The following is a 14594-nucleotide window of genomic DNA, read 5'->3' on the forward strand; positions in this document are numbered from 1 at the left end:
ACGGGTGCCGGGATCGGGGTCGGCGTACGGCTGGAGGCGGAGCCGGGTCGGGGGTGCGGCTGGAGGCGGGACCCGGTCGCGGGTGCTGCTGGAGTCGGAACCGGGTCGCTGGTGTTGTTGGAGTCGGAACCGGGTCGCTGGTGTTGTTGGAGTCGGAACCGGGTCGCTGGTGTTGTTGGAGTCGGAACCGGGTCGCGGGTGCTGCTGGAGTCGGAAGCGCCGCTGGAGTCGGGAGCGCTGCCGGAATCGGAGGCCGACAGGGCGACGGCGGGAGCCGGCGAACCGGAGCCGGAGTCGGCAGGCCGAAGGCGGCGAACGGGGAGCGGTGGGGCGGCGGGGCGGCGGGCGGCGAGCGGTGGGGCGGTGGACGGGGAGCCGGGGGGCGGGGTCAGCCCGCGAGGAGCTTCTTGACCGTGGCGGCGACGCGGCCGCCCTCGGCGAGCCCCGCGACCTTCGGGTTCACGATCTTCATGACCTGGCCCATGGCGCGCGGCCCCTCCGCCCCGGCGGCCCTGGCCTCCTCGACGGCCTGCGCGACGATCGCCTGGAGCTCGTCGTCGGAGAGCTGCTTGGGGAGGTACTCGGCGAGGACCTCGCCCTCCGCCTTCTCCCGCTCCGCCTGCTCGGTGCGCCCGGCCTGCCCGAACGCGTCCGCGGCCTCCCGGCGCTTCTTCGCCTCGCGGGCGATCACCTTCCGCACGTCGTCGTCGGAGAGTTCGCGCGCCTGCGTACCTGCGACCTCTTCCTTCGTGACGGCGGTGAGGGTCAGCCGGAGCGTCGAGGAGCGCAGCTCGTCGCGCCCCCGGATCGCGGCGGTGAGGTCTTCCTGCAGCTTCGACTTGAGCGTGGTCATGGGGTGATTGTGGCAGGTGCGGGGCGTTTCCTGCCCGCTGATTTCCTCGGGGCACGGGCAGGTTGGCCCCCGGCGCCCTCGCGTCGGGGGCCCGTCGGCATCTGACACGATGGGAGGATGCGCGCGCGATACGCAGTACCCCTGGGCATTACGGCGACGGCCGCGGCCGGTCTCGCCTACTCCGTGGGCTTCGAAGCCCGTTCGTTCCGGCTGCGGCGGATCACGATCCCCGTCCTGCCGGCGGGGATGCGCCCCTTGCGGGTCCTCCAGGTCTCCGACATCCACATGGTGTCCGGGCAGCGCAAGAAGCAGCGGTGGCTGCGCTCGCTCGCGGGCCTGCGCCCCGACTTCGTGATCAACACGGGCGACAACCTCTCCGACCCGGAGGGCGTTCCGGAGACGCTGGACGCGCTGGGCCCGCTGATGGAGTTCCCCGGGGCGTACGTCTTCGGGTCGAACGACTACTACGGGCCGAAGCCGCGCAACCCCGCCCGCTATCTCGTAGAGAAGGTCCAGGGCAAGCACGGCCTGAACGGCAACGCGCCCGCCGTCGGCGTCATCCACAACCCCTGGGAAGGCCTGCGCGACGGTTTCGACGAGGCGGGCTGGGTGAACCTCACGAACACCCGCGGCTCGCTGAAGGTCGACGGCTATGAGATCGGCCTCACCGGCGTGGATGACCCGCACATCAAACGCGACCGGTACGCGCGCGTGGCGGGCGGTCCGGACGCGGCGGCCGACTTCTCGATCGGCATCGTGCACGCGCCGTACCTGCGGTCCCTCGACGCGTTCACGGCGGACGGCTACCCGCTGATCCTCGCCGGCCACACCCACGGCGGCCAGGTCTGCATCCCCTTCTACGGAGCCCTGGTCACCAACTGCGACCTGGACACGGACCGCGTGAAGGGCCTCTCCACGCATACGGCGCAGGGCCGGACGTCGTTCATGCATGTGTCCGCGGGCTGCGGGGCGAACCGGTACACGCCGATGCGGTTCGCCTGCCCTCCGGAGGCGTCGTTGCTGACGTTGGTGGAGCGGCGGGGGTAGCGGGGGCGGGCTTTGGGCCTCGGGGGGACTCGGGGGTTCAGGTCTCGCGGGTCTCGGGGGTCTCGGGGGTTCGGGGCCCGGGTCCCGAAGATCCGGAGCCCCGGGGTCTCGCAGTTCCCGTAGGTCTCGCAGGTCCCCGAGGGGGTACTGCAGGTCTCGCAGGTCCGGGGGGCTCTGCCGGTCCCGGAGGTCTCGCAGGTCCGGGGGGTCCTGCCGGTCCCGGAGGCCTCGGGAGCCTCCTAAAGGGCGGCCCGTGCGGATCACCCGCATACGCGTCCACCGCCCAGCACCCACCGCCCACCGCCCACCGCCACCACCCCTACGGTGGAACGCATGACCACACCGACCCCCTCGGGCCGCTCGGGCTACTCGGGCCGCTCGTCCCCCACGAGCCGCTCGGGCCGCTCGGGCCGCACGGCCACCGCGCTCGCGACCGGCGCCGCGGGTGTCCCCGCGGAGGCGGTCGTGCCACCCGTACGCCGCCCCCGCGTGGCCGCCCTGCGCGCCCTGATCGCGCTGGCGGCGGTGACCGGAGTGGTGATCGACTTGGTCACCGGCAGCCCCTTCCGCGTCCTCAGCTACTTCACCGTCCAGAGCAATGTGCTGGTGGCGGTGGTCCTCGGCCTCTCCGCATGGCGGGCGTGGCGGGCCAGGCGCCCTCTCCCGCCATGGCTGACCGGGGCCACGGTCTTCTTCATCGCCATCACGGGCCTCGTCTACCACCTGGTCCTGGCGAACGGCTCCAGCGGCTTCTCCATGACGGAGGAGGGGCCGCCGTCCAACTGGCACGCCCTCGCCAACCACCTCCTGCACACCGTGACCCCGCTCGGCGTGGCCCTCGACTGGCTGCTGCTCACGAGGCCGGGCGGCCTGCGCCCCCGCCACGCGGCCCTCTGGCTGCTCTATCCGTTGGCGTACCTGGCCTTCGCCCTGACCCGCGGCGCCCTGCTGCCACCGGGCTCACCGGCCCGCTACCCCTACCCGTTCCTGGACGTGGCCGCCCACGGCTACGCCGGCATCCTCGGCAACGCGATCATCTTCGGCTCGGCCTTCTACGCACTGGCCCTGCTGACCGTCACCCTGGACCGCTTCCGCCCCGGCCCACGAGCCCCGAAGAACCGGATTTCGCCTCAGGCCGCCGGTCCGCTAAAGTAATCGATGTCGCCACGGGCCTGCAGCAATGCGGGGCGGTGGAGCAACGACATCGGGGTGTAGCGCAGCTTGGCAGCGCGCTTCGTTCGGGACGAAGAGGTCGTGGGTTCAAATCCCGCCACCCCGACAGCCAAATAGCAGTTCAGAGGGCCCTTACCGAGTCGGTAAGGGCCCTCTGGCGTTGCTCCGTGTCTATCTGCGTGACTAGCGCTTCCTGAGTGCTTACGGCTTCCTCGGATCACCTCCGAAGATGCCGTCCATAACGACGGCTCCAGTCTGGATCACGGGGCGGATCTGCTTCCGGTAGACCGTCCCGCGCCATGGCCCGCTGGACCGAGCGGTTCAGGCAGGAGTGAAGGCCCTGGAGGGTACGCGTACTGAGCGTCTTCGCCTTGGTGGCCAGCCAGCGGTCTACGTCCTCCGCGCTGAGGTCGCGGAGCTTGCGAGCGCCGAGCGACGGAATGACGTGCTTCTCGCTCAGGAGCGTTGTGGTCTCAACGGTTCTGGGGTCGAGGCCGGCCAGCCCGTAGGTGAGCCAGTCCATCACCGCGTCTTTGACCGTGTAGTTGGTGGGTGCGATAGCGAGGCCGTCTTCGTGGTCCCGCAACACCTCCTTGAGCCTGTTCTTCGCATCAGTCTTGGTCTTGCCACTCCCCCGCTTCACGATCCGCTTGCCGCTCGGGGCGAAGCCGAGGTTCGCCGTGGCGATCCAACGCTGTCTCTTCTCGTCCCAGTGCAGGCCGCCGTCACCGCGACTACGACGCTTCGTCATCAGGGCCGCCTACGGTCACGGACCTTGGGCTCGGGAGCCTCGGTCAGCAGGATCGTCGCGGCCGAGGTCTAGGGACTTCCCCTATCTACTCGTCTATACGTGTAGCGTCCTGCGAGCCCAATACCGGGAACGCGTGGACCACTATGCAACACAACTTGCCCAATCGTCTATATGAGCAGCCGTGTTGGGGTGTACGAGTCTGGGAATCGCCCCCGCGCACCACCGCAAACCATGACGATCAGGTCGCAGGAAGCTGGTACGACAGCACGTATGCGTCAGCAGCCATGACCGTGTCGCAGACCTCAACGGCCCGTCCCTCGGTGTCGAAGGCGGTCCGGATGAGGTGGACGACCGGGACGCCGGAGGCCAGCCGGAGCGTCTTCACCTCGACCGGAGAGGGCATCCGCGCCCGAATCTCCTCCTCGAAGTGGTCGAGGCGGTGGCCCAGTTCTTCGAGGCGGGCGTAGATGCCGCCGGGTCCGGGGTTGGGTTCGGCGATCTGCGTGCCGCGCGCGATGTCGAGGGGCAGGAAGGAGGTGGCGAACTCGACCGGCCGCCCGTCCAGCAGATAGCGCCGACGACGGGCCAGCACACGCCGCACGGAGCCGAGTCGAGCGGAGACGTCGGGACTGGCCTTCTCTTCCTTGACTTCCAGGCTGTCGACCTGGGGGTGACTGCCGACGGCGTCGGCCTCGACGATGAAGGCGGACTTGCCCTGCTCCCGATGCCGTCGCGCGAACCGGTCTGAGGCGAGACGTCGTACGGGGGGCCGTGGTCGGACGAAGACGCCCTTGCCGTGCCTGGCGTGCACGAGTCCTTCCCCTTGGAGGATGGAGAAGGAGTTTCGGACCGTCATTCGGGATACGCCGTAGTGCTCGACAAGGTCTGCTTCCGAGGGCAGCTTGTCGCCCTCGTGGAATCGCCCGCGGTCGATGGCCTCGCGCAGCTGGTCGGCGATCTGGCGGAAGACCGCACGATCACTCGTGGGGTCGAGGTCGCCGAGGAGGCCGGAAGGAAGAGGGCTCACGCGTACTCCTTTAGGTATCTAGACGTGTGGCCGAGTCTAGTTGCTACGGTGGAGAGCCTAGCTAGCCGAGAGAGCCGAGCAACGTGAGCATGGACCGTCCGCACTCCGTGAGCGTCGCCGGAGTGATCGTCGACGCCCAGAACCGCGCCCTCTTGATCCAGCGCCGCGACAACGGCAAGTGGGAGCCCCCGGGCGGCATCCTCGAACGCGAGGAAACCGTCCCCGAGGCCCTGCAACGCGAAGTCCTCGAAGAGACCGGTATCAAGATCGCGCTTCCGGCGACCCTGACCGGCGTCTACAAGAACATGGCCGGCCTGATCGTCTCGCTGGTCTTTCGCTGCGAAGCCGCCGACGGCGTGCCCACCACCGGCGACGAGACCCGTGCCCTGCGCTGGGCGACCCGTGAAGAAGTGTCCGACCTTGCCGACGAGGCGTACGCGATCCGCGTCCTGGACGCACTCGACGCGGCGTCCCCGCCGGCCCTCCGCGCTCACGATGGCGTGAAACTCGTCTAGCCCGAACCCGCTACACATGGCGGCCTACCAGCATGAAGAAACTTGCATACACGAGTATACGAGTACAGTCCGGGTCTGGGGACTCACTTGCCCAGGATTTCCCGAACAGGTCAGCCGGGCCCGCCGCTGGACCCGTGACATCCTGCGCAGCTCACCCCTGGCCGAGGGCGCCGAACTGATCGTGAGCGAACTGAGCGCGAACGCCATCCTTCACACCGCCAGTGGCCGGGACTCGGGCAGCTTCCATCTGGCCCTGGCAGTCTCCGCCCAGGTCGGTGACGGACGGCGGAGGCGCCGGCACAGCACCCAAGGCCGAGCACCAGGACCAAAACGCCGAGCACGGCCGGGGCCTGGGGATGGTCAGCGCCATCGCCCACCGAGTCGTCGTCCACAAAAGTGACGGCGGCCACACGGTCACGGCGGAACTCTTCACCGGCACGCACGCAGGAGGTCACCCGTGCTGAACACCTAGACCCGCCGCGGCTACTGGTGCGAGTGCTGGACCCAAGAGCTCCCAGAGCAGGATCGGCCGGCACTCCGAGCCTCCTTTGACGCCTACTCGGCCCCTCAGGCAGACCGATGGGTCGCGGTCATACTCCGCACGATCTCACCGGCACTCGACCCCGCAGCCTCCGACGAAGCATGGGTCTGGCTGTACCAGGGGCGCATCGCAACCCGGCAGGCACTCTTACGGGGGCAGCCCTGCGAGGTCTCAGTGACCCACGGCAGCACCACCATCACGTGGACCATCCGGCCAGTGACCTTCCTACCGCTCGCACACCGACAAGGGGTCGAACTCCCCGCCTGGGTAGACGACTACAAGCCCCACGCAATCGACCACCAATGCAACAGTCCCCAAGGAAGCTGATAAGGGACTGGGCTGTTTCTGAGTCGACAACGGGTGACGCTCACCCCAGCGTGGCCCCGAATCCGCTACCTCTAGCCTCCGCCTCCGTCAGCTGCACAGCCCCTCGGTGAGACACCTCCACCTTGTAGAACCGTTTGCCCGTAGGCACACCACCGACGGCCACGTCGAATCGACATGTGCTGCCCGCTCGCGTCGACTCACCAAGGCCGCCGGTAGCCACCACCGTCCCAGCCGCGTCGTACACCGTGACAGCCGTGCCTTCAGAGATGTCGCTATAGCCCTCACTGCCCTTACACCCACCAGCACCGTCGCCAACAACCCCGTCGGTCAGCTCGAAGGTGCCGGTCAGGACAAACGTCGTTGGTGTCGGGTGCGTGACGCGCGATGGAGTCGCGGTCGGAGTCTGCTTCGCGGTGTGCCGGCTGCCCCCTGTGAGGCCCCAGGCGACTCCGACGGCGCCAGCCCCAACGACGGCACCAATGAGAGCCGCGAGCATGAGATGCACACGGCTTCGCCCTGCCGCGCCCGAAGACTTCGGAGGCGGATGGGTTGATGGCGCTGGATAGCCCGTGGTCATGGCCGGGCCAAAGCTTCTCGCTGCCGACGGGCAGAGCTCCCGCCGTTCATAAGCTCAGAGTGCGCCCAGTGGGACAGCTACGCATCCGGGGTGTTTCGCGCCAGCCTCGGGCAATGACAGCAGGGTGATCTGGCACCCCAAACAGCCGACTGCGTTACAACTTTCTCTACTGGTTCAAGGCGGCTCGCTCCGCTCCCCGCGCGGCACGGACGCCGGCCGGGCCTGCGCTCCTGTCTCCGCCCCGCTCCGGCCCGGCCGGCGTCCGTGCCGCGCTCAAAGCGTGCAGCCGCCTGACGCCAGAGAAGGGGTGCATCGTGGCTGGGGCGGTCGGCTCCACGGCTTGACGGAGCCACTTTGACGCGAGCCTCGAAGATCATGGCCCCAACGTCGTGCTTTACCGGGCAGGTCCACAGACTGCCCGACGCGCCGGAAGCTTACGGGGCCATGATCACTCGCGCCAAAGCAGCGTCACCCCAAAGCCACTCCACCGACCTCGACGGCTACCTGCATGTGCCGTCAGGCTCTGAGAAGCATCACAAGGGAGCATCACAGAGAACATTCGCTGTGAGACTGGCCTCTCTGTGACCACGAATAGCACATCGAGCGACAGCCGAGTACTCCGCCGACCGAGTGAGAAACTGCGCCAATTCCGCTAGGCGCTCTTTATACAAATACTGCAAATCTGGATTTCCGCTAGAATACTCCTTATAGATCAAATCCGCCTTATTGCAGAGAGATATGATCTTCAGGTAGATCCGTTTCCTTTCTTCGACAGTATACGGGTGATCTAAATGCAAAATGGTTCGCGATATATCGATACGATTCTGAGATACTGGATCAGCGATGACCGTAGAAGGGTTTAGCTTGATCTTTCCCTCCTCGTCATACCAAACCATGGAAACGTCGATAACTGAGCACGGGTCGAGAAGGAGCGGCCGCTCAAGGTCTACAGAGTCACTTGACCTATAGGCTCGAAACGATCCTACAGCGAGAGGAAAGTGGTCCTGCTTCCCTCCGGCGCTTCCCGATTGAACATGTTTACGTCTACTATTGCAATACGTGCAGGAGAATCGATAGTTCTTATAATCGAAGGCAAGCCACCAATACCCGGGATGGTTGGAATCTTCAGCAACTCTCCCCTTTGGCCTGAAGTGGTCCACAGCATTATCCGCTCGGACATTCTTCGATTCGCAGTACCAACATTTTCCGTGAGAAGCCTCAGCAAGCTTCTCTTTGACTTCGCGCCATAGATCAGAATTCGCTTTTAGGATTTCATCTCGATCTTCAGCGGTGGCCGCCTTCTCCAGCTCCCGAGTGACAGAGAGACAGTGATTCTTCCATTTGGCGGGTAGAAGGGCAGCAACCTCTTCGAGATCTACAAAAATCACGTTACTCTCCCCCGAGTGATTCGCTGCCTTGTTCGCCAAGAACTTCTCGCAGAAGATCATGAGCTGCCTCGCGATTTTCCTCAATCTCTTCACGCGAGAAAACAAGGGGTGCATCCCCTTCAGTCACATCGCTAAACTTCGCGCGAAGGTACTCCTGGAACTCTGGGTCGCGATCTTCCATCAGCAAACCGAGCGCTTGAAGCTGTTCACTAAGATCACGAAGTTCATCCGCCTCGACTGGAGACAGATGACCTCGGGATGCGAGGTCTCGTTTTCGGTCCAAAATTTGCAGCGTTTCGAGATCCAACTGCGAACGGAGGCCGTAGACGTCACTTGTAAGCAAGTTGCCGACCCCCATTCCTCGCGGATCCTCAAGGGGTTCTGATGCTGAAACCGTTCCGTCGTCATGGCGCTCAAGAATGCGTACTTCAGACTTGAGGAGGCCGGCGACCACCAAGGGGTCGTGAGTGGCCATTAGGACGTGCGACCCCTCGTCAAGAGCCCCGAAGTCGTGCAGAAACTTCCGGTACTGCACACTCCATGCAGGATTAAGATGAGTGTCCGGCTCATCAAGGAGAAATAGTGATTCTTCCTCTCTGGTAAACCTCATCAAGCCAAGAACGAGCAACAACTGTTGTTCGCCTTCGCTGAGCTGCCTAAAGGTGAGAGAGGTGGTGCCGCGTGCCGTCGAAACTCGTATGCGAACGTCGTGAATGAGTTCCGACATGTATGTGCTTTCAAGAGCTTTAAAGAACTCTTGATTGCTCGTATATGCACTCGCCAGAGCACGTGTCTCCGCAAGACCGGATAGATAGAGAAAAAGGTGCTCGGAACGAGCAAACCTGGCCAACCCAACCGGCACCCTTCTGTCGAGTCTCATTGGGGCCAGCGCGAGTGCATACAACCTGTCGAGAAAACCTCGCACGGTACCACGAGCGTTCCAGAAGCGCTTGTCGCCAGCTCTGCTACTCCATGAGGGCTTTTGCATCACAAACATGACGGAGTCGAGATCGTGAATACCGAGTTGCCCTCTGAGGAGATCCTGGACAGTAGGATCATCGTCAAGAAAGAAGGCGAGCAAGACAAAGCTGGAATATACATTCCGCGCATAAAACAATGGGCGTAGAGGTTTCTCTACACCTCGGAGGAGATCTCTATAGAATCGCTCCTGATGGGCGCTAAAGTGTTCCTCAAGTCGATTACTGGGACCGGAATAGTAGCCAAAAACATGCCGCGGTCGGTACCGAGCCCCAGCAGTACCTACAAACTTGCTAGCCGGCACTTGCTCGCCATTAACCGAACAAGACAAATGGCGGACACCTTCGATTTCCGCAGCGGAGATTTCGATAATTTGCCCTTTGATCTCATACTTGAGATCGTATGCAAATGAGGGAGGGAATCCCAGATCGAGGTCTCGAAATATAACTGTCAGTGCTTCGAGAAGATTCGACTTCCCTGCACCATTACGGCCGACAAGCACTGACACCGGAGCTTCCCTGTCAAACGAAACACGGAAGTTGTGTAGGTTCTTAAAGCTAGGTAGCGAGACTTCAAGAATTCTCACACCTCACCGCCCGCGGTAACGAAGACAAATTCTTCGTCGGGGCGATCAATGTCGATGCGCCCCTCCCTCCGCATCTCACGTAGAAGGGCATAGAAATCATCAACAGCGTTATCCTCAAGGCTCATGCTGCGATACAGCTCTTCTGGGCTAATACGACCGCCAGACGCTTGAACGACCTGTAGCAAATGATCAGCGTTCAATTCACCGCTTTGCGGACTCATTTCCTTGGGGTTCCTTTTTGAGGGGGCTCTTCTTTTGACATTTCGCTTCAATGGAACTTGCCTCTCTCGCAAGCGAGTTGCGAGGCCCACGCCTTCCATTGAGTTTTCTGTTCCGAGACCCTGCGAAACTTCGCGCGCGAGATGGCCGTAGGCCAATTCCGGGAGTGTCCGCACTTCAGTTTCCACCAGCTCCCGTTGGCTTTCCAAGAGAGTGGCCCTAGTCTCGTGCACCTTATCAACCACTTGGTTTATAAGGTGTACCTTCCTCCGCTGCTCTGCAAGCTTCGGCACTGGTACAGGAAGTAGCCGGACATCCCGAAGGTTAAGACCCGGCATGTCGATTCCACGCATGCGTTCTGATAGCCACCTCTGAACCCATTCGCTTGAAAGCCAATGTGCCAAATACTCGCTTTCAAGATCCTCACGCGGCCTCAGCCGAGCGATACCTCGATTGATGTTCCCACCGTCAAGCTCAGGGGGCACCACCGCGACCCGCGTATTACGGATGATGCCCAATAGCACATCACCGGACGCGATGGCAGATCGAGAAAACTTGTCGTGAACCTCCAACGAAGTGTTTCTCAGTCTTTCTTCTGTGATTTGTTCGTTCTGAATATCCTGCTGTTGGATATACGGAATACCTGTCCCATCATCGATATCTGGGCCAGGTTGGAGAATCCCGTAGACGATCGGAGCATCCACTGCTACTGATTCTGCTGCGGTCTTCCAAGGAAAAGCTACTCCAGCAGAGATGCCGCGTTCCTCTGGAACTCCATCGCCGATCAATACTTGGTCGCGTACTTTACGCGCCAGTGATTCGATTTCTGGAATCGATTCAGTTAGAACGTGTCGCGCGGTGTCGACGCGTTCTTGAAAGTCTCGTGCCACGTCTGCCAATGACTCTTGCACAGCGCGAGGGGGAACCGGAAAGGGAAGCGCTTTGAATCTGTTCAGTCCTAGATGTGCAATATTCGTGGTTGATTTCGCAATCCGGGAGAATACGCCCTCTTTCTGGTATGCCCGAAACACGAGCAAGGCATACTCGGGAAGAATTTCTTTATGCGGACGGAATCTAATAATGCTGTTCTGAAAATAGAGCTCTTCTACTTCTCCACGGTACAAAGCGCACCGGCCCACTAGCTCTCTACTCTGCCCTTCGCAGAGAAGCACATCACCTTCTCTTAGGAGGAGCCTCTCCCTTGCCTCCACAGAAAAATACATCGTGGCCAGGTCACTGAAGTCGCACTCGTCGTCAAAGACGTTCGCAACTCTTAGATAGGGATACTGTTCCGAGGCATGAGAAGCAGCAGGGGTCTTTTGCTGCCCAGAAATTGCCACACCGGCTTCTGATACCTGACAGACACCCCAGTTAGGCGGGAAATCTTTCTTAATCACGCTTCACCATCTGCAATCGAGCTCTGCTCAACAGCAGACCTCAATGAATCGTCCCTCAGCATTTCTTCGACTTCGCCGATGGCGATTTGAGCTGCGGTAATGTGATGCAGAAGGCTTACCGCTAGGTCATGAGGCGTGCGGCGCAGGCCATCGCTGCTTGGTTCAATTTCTGATTTTCCTACTAGGTCTAGTCTGTCTTCCGCCAGCCGCAAGTCCTCACGCCTTACGCATTTAAAGCGTTCAGTCTCTTGCCGCTCTGCATGGCCTAGTGGATCGCTGCCGTAACATGCGAGGAAGTCTTCCAGGTCGGCAAGGGTCAGTGGCTTGCGTTTGGTGAACGAGTTAGCCGATGACCTGAGATCGTAAATCCATGTAGAGCTCGTAGCGCCATCTGCACAGAAGAAGAGGACAGACGTTCTAATCCCAGTCGCGTAAAAAATACCCGTTGGTAGCCTCAAAATAGTGTGCAGACGGTAATTTTCCAGCAGGTAAGTCCTAATTGATGACGCCACCCCACCCTCGAATAGCACATTGTCAGGAACTACAACAGCAGCCCTGCCTCCCTTGGCGAGGCTCTTGTAGATATGCTGAAAGAATCCCAGTTGCTTGTTAGAGGTTGGGAAGTCCATGTGTTTGCTCTGTGTTGCCGACAAGGCTCCTTTGACTCCAAAGGGAGGATTCGTCAGGCACACGGACACTTGGAACTTGCTCGGGTCTCTGCTCAGAGAGTCGCCCAGATCGATTTCTCCATCGAGGCCGTGTAGTAGGAGGTTCATCAAAGCCATGCGTCGGACATCGTGCACCAACTCAACGCCATGAAGTTCAGGCTGGTTTTCTCCGTTGCCGCTTGTGTGAAGCCCAGCAGCAACCAAAAAACCGGCAGTCCCGGCTGCTGGATCATAGACTGTGTCCCTACTTGTAGGATTAAGTGCTTTCACCAGGGCATCGACGACTGCCCTGGGTGTGAAGTATTGCCCCGTTCCATACCTCGACTCTTGGGCGTTCTTCTCGATTAGCCCTTCGTAGACGTCCCCCAATCCATTCTGGCGAGCGCGATACCAGTCAATTTCATCAATGCCTTCGATCAACTGTCGCAGTGCCGCGCCGGATGTTAGCCGAGTTTCGGCTTCGTCGTAGATTATTGCTACCGTAGAATCTTCGGAGTTCCCAAGTCGCTCCAGAAGGGTACTGTAGAATTCTGCGACGGTATCTTCATTTTCTTCCCGGAGTGCCGCCCATCGACACTCCGCCGGCAGCCGGTCTTCCATCTCGAGTTCAGCGGCCAGCTTCAGAAAGAGCAAATAGGTAAGTTCGTTCAGATATTCGTGGTATGTGACGCCTTCATCACGAAGAACGGCACAGAGCGACCAAAGCCTTCGCGTGACGTCTGACGTGTCTCTCATCTGATCCCTCGTGCCTCAGGTGCAATCAGGGCTACTTTACCCTACGCGTTCGACCAAAGTAGCCCTGATTGCAGTTCTCAATCGATGGTTATTAAGTTCTCGGACTTCCCTAAGGTACGTTGGATTTAGTTATTCCCGGTCACCATGATTCGGCTTTGCGTACGCCCCGACGTCAGCTTGCTGACGCTCGCACTGCCACGTGTAGTGAGAGTTGGACGTCGGCGCGTTCCGCACCGCCCGTACGCTACTTGACCTTCGCAGACGGCGCGCAAGTCACTGAAGCAGCCTTTCAGACCGCACAGGACGCGCACTACATGGCCGCCCACGCCGCACCTCTGGACCAGATCAACGGGTTCGAAGGAGAGCCCTTACGGCTGGTCATGGAGCGGTTCGACTGCGAAGGACTCGTGCCCGACGCAGGCCAGATCGTGCGGGAACCACGGGGAACATAGGGAAACCGATTGACCGTCTACTGAGGGCTGGTGCCAGCCTTGAGCGCGATCGATCCGCGCTGATCAGCTGAGCCCATGCCCGCGGAACCCAACGAGTACGACCAGGCAATGCCGATCGTGGCAGCCTATCTTGTGAAGATCGAGCGAGCGGTTGACCGGCCTCGTGCCTCACATGCAGGGCAGCCTTTCGCTGCGGTCCATCGAGCACTTGCCAGAGCGCTACAAGACGAGGGGGCTCAACGTGTCGTGCCTCAAGTCGTGGAGGAGTTGGTGCGCCAGACCTCTGGTGCAGCGACCGAGCAAGGGGAGCGGCGGGGTGAGTGTGTAACTGCGTGACAACGCCGACGAACAGCGGCGGACGAGCGCGAATGTCTGCGGACCGTCAGTGCAGGTGAGAGGCACAGCACCCCGAGGCAGCGCCCCCATCCAAGTTGCTTCGGGACGAAGAGGTCGTGGGTTCAAATCCCGCCACCCCGACAGCTGAAGTACCAGGTGAGGCCCGGTCCTGAGAGATCAGTACCGGGCCTCACCTGCGTTGGGGGCCCAGGTGGGGGCATACGGGCATTCATCGTGGTCGGAGGCCACCTCGGAGTAGGCTCGGAGGGGCCGGGAGGGATTTGGGATCGGCTTTCGTGTCGGTTTCTCGCTCGGCTTCAGCGCACCGGGCCGGTATCTCTGCCCGGGGACAGGTCGACACCATGACGGTGCTCACCGTACGAACGTCGACGAACCCGCCGCCCGTCTCGACTTTCGACCGTTCGGGCTTGCGGTTGTCCTTCAGGCCTCCGGAGCCGCAGGTCGGGCTGCTCGACGGAACCTGGTGGCCGCGATCCCGTGACCTCCTTCGTGAACTTCCCTCGCTGGCCGCGCAGTGGACTCCGTGTGGGGGCGCATCACCCGGGTCGCCGTCAATCCGGCGTACTGGGGCGTCGTGCCGCGCGAGGTGGTCGTCCGCGGCCATGTGGTCAAGGTGGGCGGGTTCCGTACCGAGCAGGACCCCCACCATCTCCTGCTGCTCTCCTATCGCGTCGGGCGCTGGGATCTATTGGTCGTTCCTCCCGAGGCTGATCCGGATGTCGCCTCACGGCTCATGGCCGCCGCCTGCGACCCCCCGCGTCGTCCGCACCGCCAGCGCGCTCATCGACACGCAGGCAATGGCGGCCACAGCGGCAGCGGTAGCGGTGTGGGAGGTCGAGGGGGCGCCACCGTCGGCCGCCTCGGCGCTCCCGGTGGGAGGAGGTGACAGTCATGGGTATCGGTGTCACCATCGGCGGCCTTCTTCTGTTGCTCTTGATCGCCCTTGCGGTGTTCTTCATTCGTCTTCTGCATCGTCGGCACTCCTCCTCTCGTCGGCTTCCCG

10 protein-coding genes, 1 tRNA gene and 4 pseudogenes are annotated in these 14594 nt (G+C 62.0%); 7 read left to right on the top strand and 8 right to left on the bottom strand.

Translation table 11 applies throughout. The features are described 5' to 3' along the window. Positions 1–388 precede the first annotated feature (388 nt). A complete protein-coding gene (locus tag ACZ516_RS18925; RefSeq protein WP_358581308.1) occupies positions 389–853 on the bottom strand; it encodes a GatB/YqeY domain-containing protein in 465 nt (154 codons plus the stop codon). Between the two features lie 117 nt (positions 854–970). Here ACZ516_RS18925 and ACZ516_RS18930 point away from each other — a divergent pair, with 117 nt between their 5' ends. From ACZ516_RS18930 to ACZ516_RS18940, 3 genes are all read left to right on the top strand, one after another. Further along, positions 971–1900 carry a metallophosphoesterase gene (locus ACZ516_RS18930; protein WP_358581306.1) on the top strand — a complete coding sequence of 310 codons (930 nt, stop codon included), beginning with the start codon at positions 971–973 and terminating at the stop codon, positions 1898–1900. A gap of 333 nt (positions 1901–2233) precedes the next feature. Beyond that, positions 2234–3055, top strand: coding sequence for a Pr6Pr family membrane protein (locus ACZ516_RS18935; protein ID WP_469011149.1), 822 nt, complete (start codon positions 2234–2236; stop codon positions 3053–3055). 50 nt (positions 3056–3105) lie between these two features. Further along, positions 3106–3179: transfer RNA gene (locus tag ACZ516_RS18940), tRNA-Pro, on the top strand. A 183-nt stretch (positions 3180–3362) separates the two neighbouring features. Here the strand turns inward: ACZ516_RS18940 and ACZ516_RS18945 are convergent. Together ACZ516_RS18945 and ACZ516_RS18950 are read right to left on the bottom strand one after the other, a co-directional pair. Then, positions 3363–3824 (bottom strand): annotated as a pseudogene (locus ACZ516_RS18945) (site-specific integrase); the annotation flags it as partial. A 238-nt stretch (positions 3825–4062) separates the two neighbouring features. Further along, positions 4063–4851 (bottom strand): GntR family transcriptional regulator, encoded by a 789-nt coding sequence (locus ACZ516_RS18950; protein WP_469011150.1) that lies wholly within the window; start codon positions 4849–4851, stop codon positions 4063–4065. 107 nt (positions 4852–4958) lie between these two features. Here ACZ516_RS18950 and ACZ516_RS18955 point away from each other — a divergent pair, with 107 nt between their 5' ends. The 3 genes and pseudogenes from ACZ516_RS18955 to ACZ516_RS18965 all read left to right on the top strand — a co-directional run. After that, the gene (locus ACZ516_RS18955) at positions 4959–5366 is read left to right on the top strand and encodes an NUDIX hydrolase (RefSeq protein WP_469011357.1); all 408 of its coding nucleotides are present in this window, start codon (positions 4959–4961) and stop codon (positions 5364–5366) included. A gap of 46 nt (positions 5367–5412) precedes the next feature. Further along, positions 5413–5830: pseudogene (locus ACZ516_RS18960) on the top strand (ATP-binding protein). 11 nt (positions 5831–5841) lie between these two features. Beyond that, positions 5842–6234 (top strand): annotated as a pseudogene (locus ACZ516_RS18965) (hypothetical protein); the annotation flags it as partial. Between the two features lie 40 nt (positions 6235–6274). Here the strand turns inward: ACZ516_RS18965 and ACZ516_RS18970 are convergent. From ACZ516_RS18970 to ACZ516_RS18990, 5 genes are all read right to left on the bottom strand, one after another. Beyond that, the gene (locus ACZ516_RS18970) at positions 6275–6730 is read right to left on the bottom strand and encodes a hypothetical protein (protein ID WP_469011358.1); all 456 of its coding nucleotides are present in this window, start codon (positions 6728–6730) and stop codon (positions 6275–6277) included. 614 nt (positions 6731–7344) lie between these two features. Next, positions 7345–8259, bottom strand: a complete 915-nt coding sequence (locus ACZ516_RS18975) for an HNH endonuclease family protein (RefSeq protein ID WP_469011364.1) — start codon at positions 8257–8259, stop codon at positions 7345–7347. Further along, positions 8201–9685 carry an AAA family ATPase gene (locus ACZ516_RS18980; RefSeq protein WP_469011152.1) on the bottom strand — a complete coding sequence of 495 codons (1485 nt, stop codon included), beginning with the start codon at positions 9683–9685 and terminating at the stop codon, positions 8201–8203. Before ACZ516_RS18980 ends, ACZ516_RS18975 begins: the two co-directional genes overlap by 59 nt. A gap of 74 nt (positions 9686–9759) precedes the next feature. Further along, positions 9760–11379, bottom strand: a complete 1620-nt coding sequence (locus ACZ516_RS18985; protein ID WP_469011153.1) for a restriction endonuclease subunit S — start codon at positions 11377–11379, stop codon at positions 9760–9762. Continuing rightward, on the bottom strand, positions 11376–12782 hold the full coding sequence (locus tag ACZ516_RS18990) for a class I SAM-dependent DNA methyltransferase (RefSeq protein ID WP_469011154.1): 1407 nt from the start codon (positions 12780–12782) through the stop codon (positions 11376–11378). Before ACZ516_RS18990 ends, ACZ516_RS18985 begins: the two co-directional genes overlap by 4 nt. A gap of 1150 nt (positions 12783–13932) precedes the next feature. On the opposite strand from ACZ516_RS18990, the pseudogene ACZ516_RS18995 reads away from it, so the two are divergent. Further along, positions 13933–14477, top strand: a pseudogene (locus ACZ516_RS18995) (DUF5994 family protein). The last annotated feature ends 117 nt before the right edge of the window (positions 14478–14594 follow it).

It is taken from the genome of Streptomyces sp. NPDC034037, from assembly GCF_055575715.1.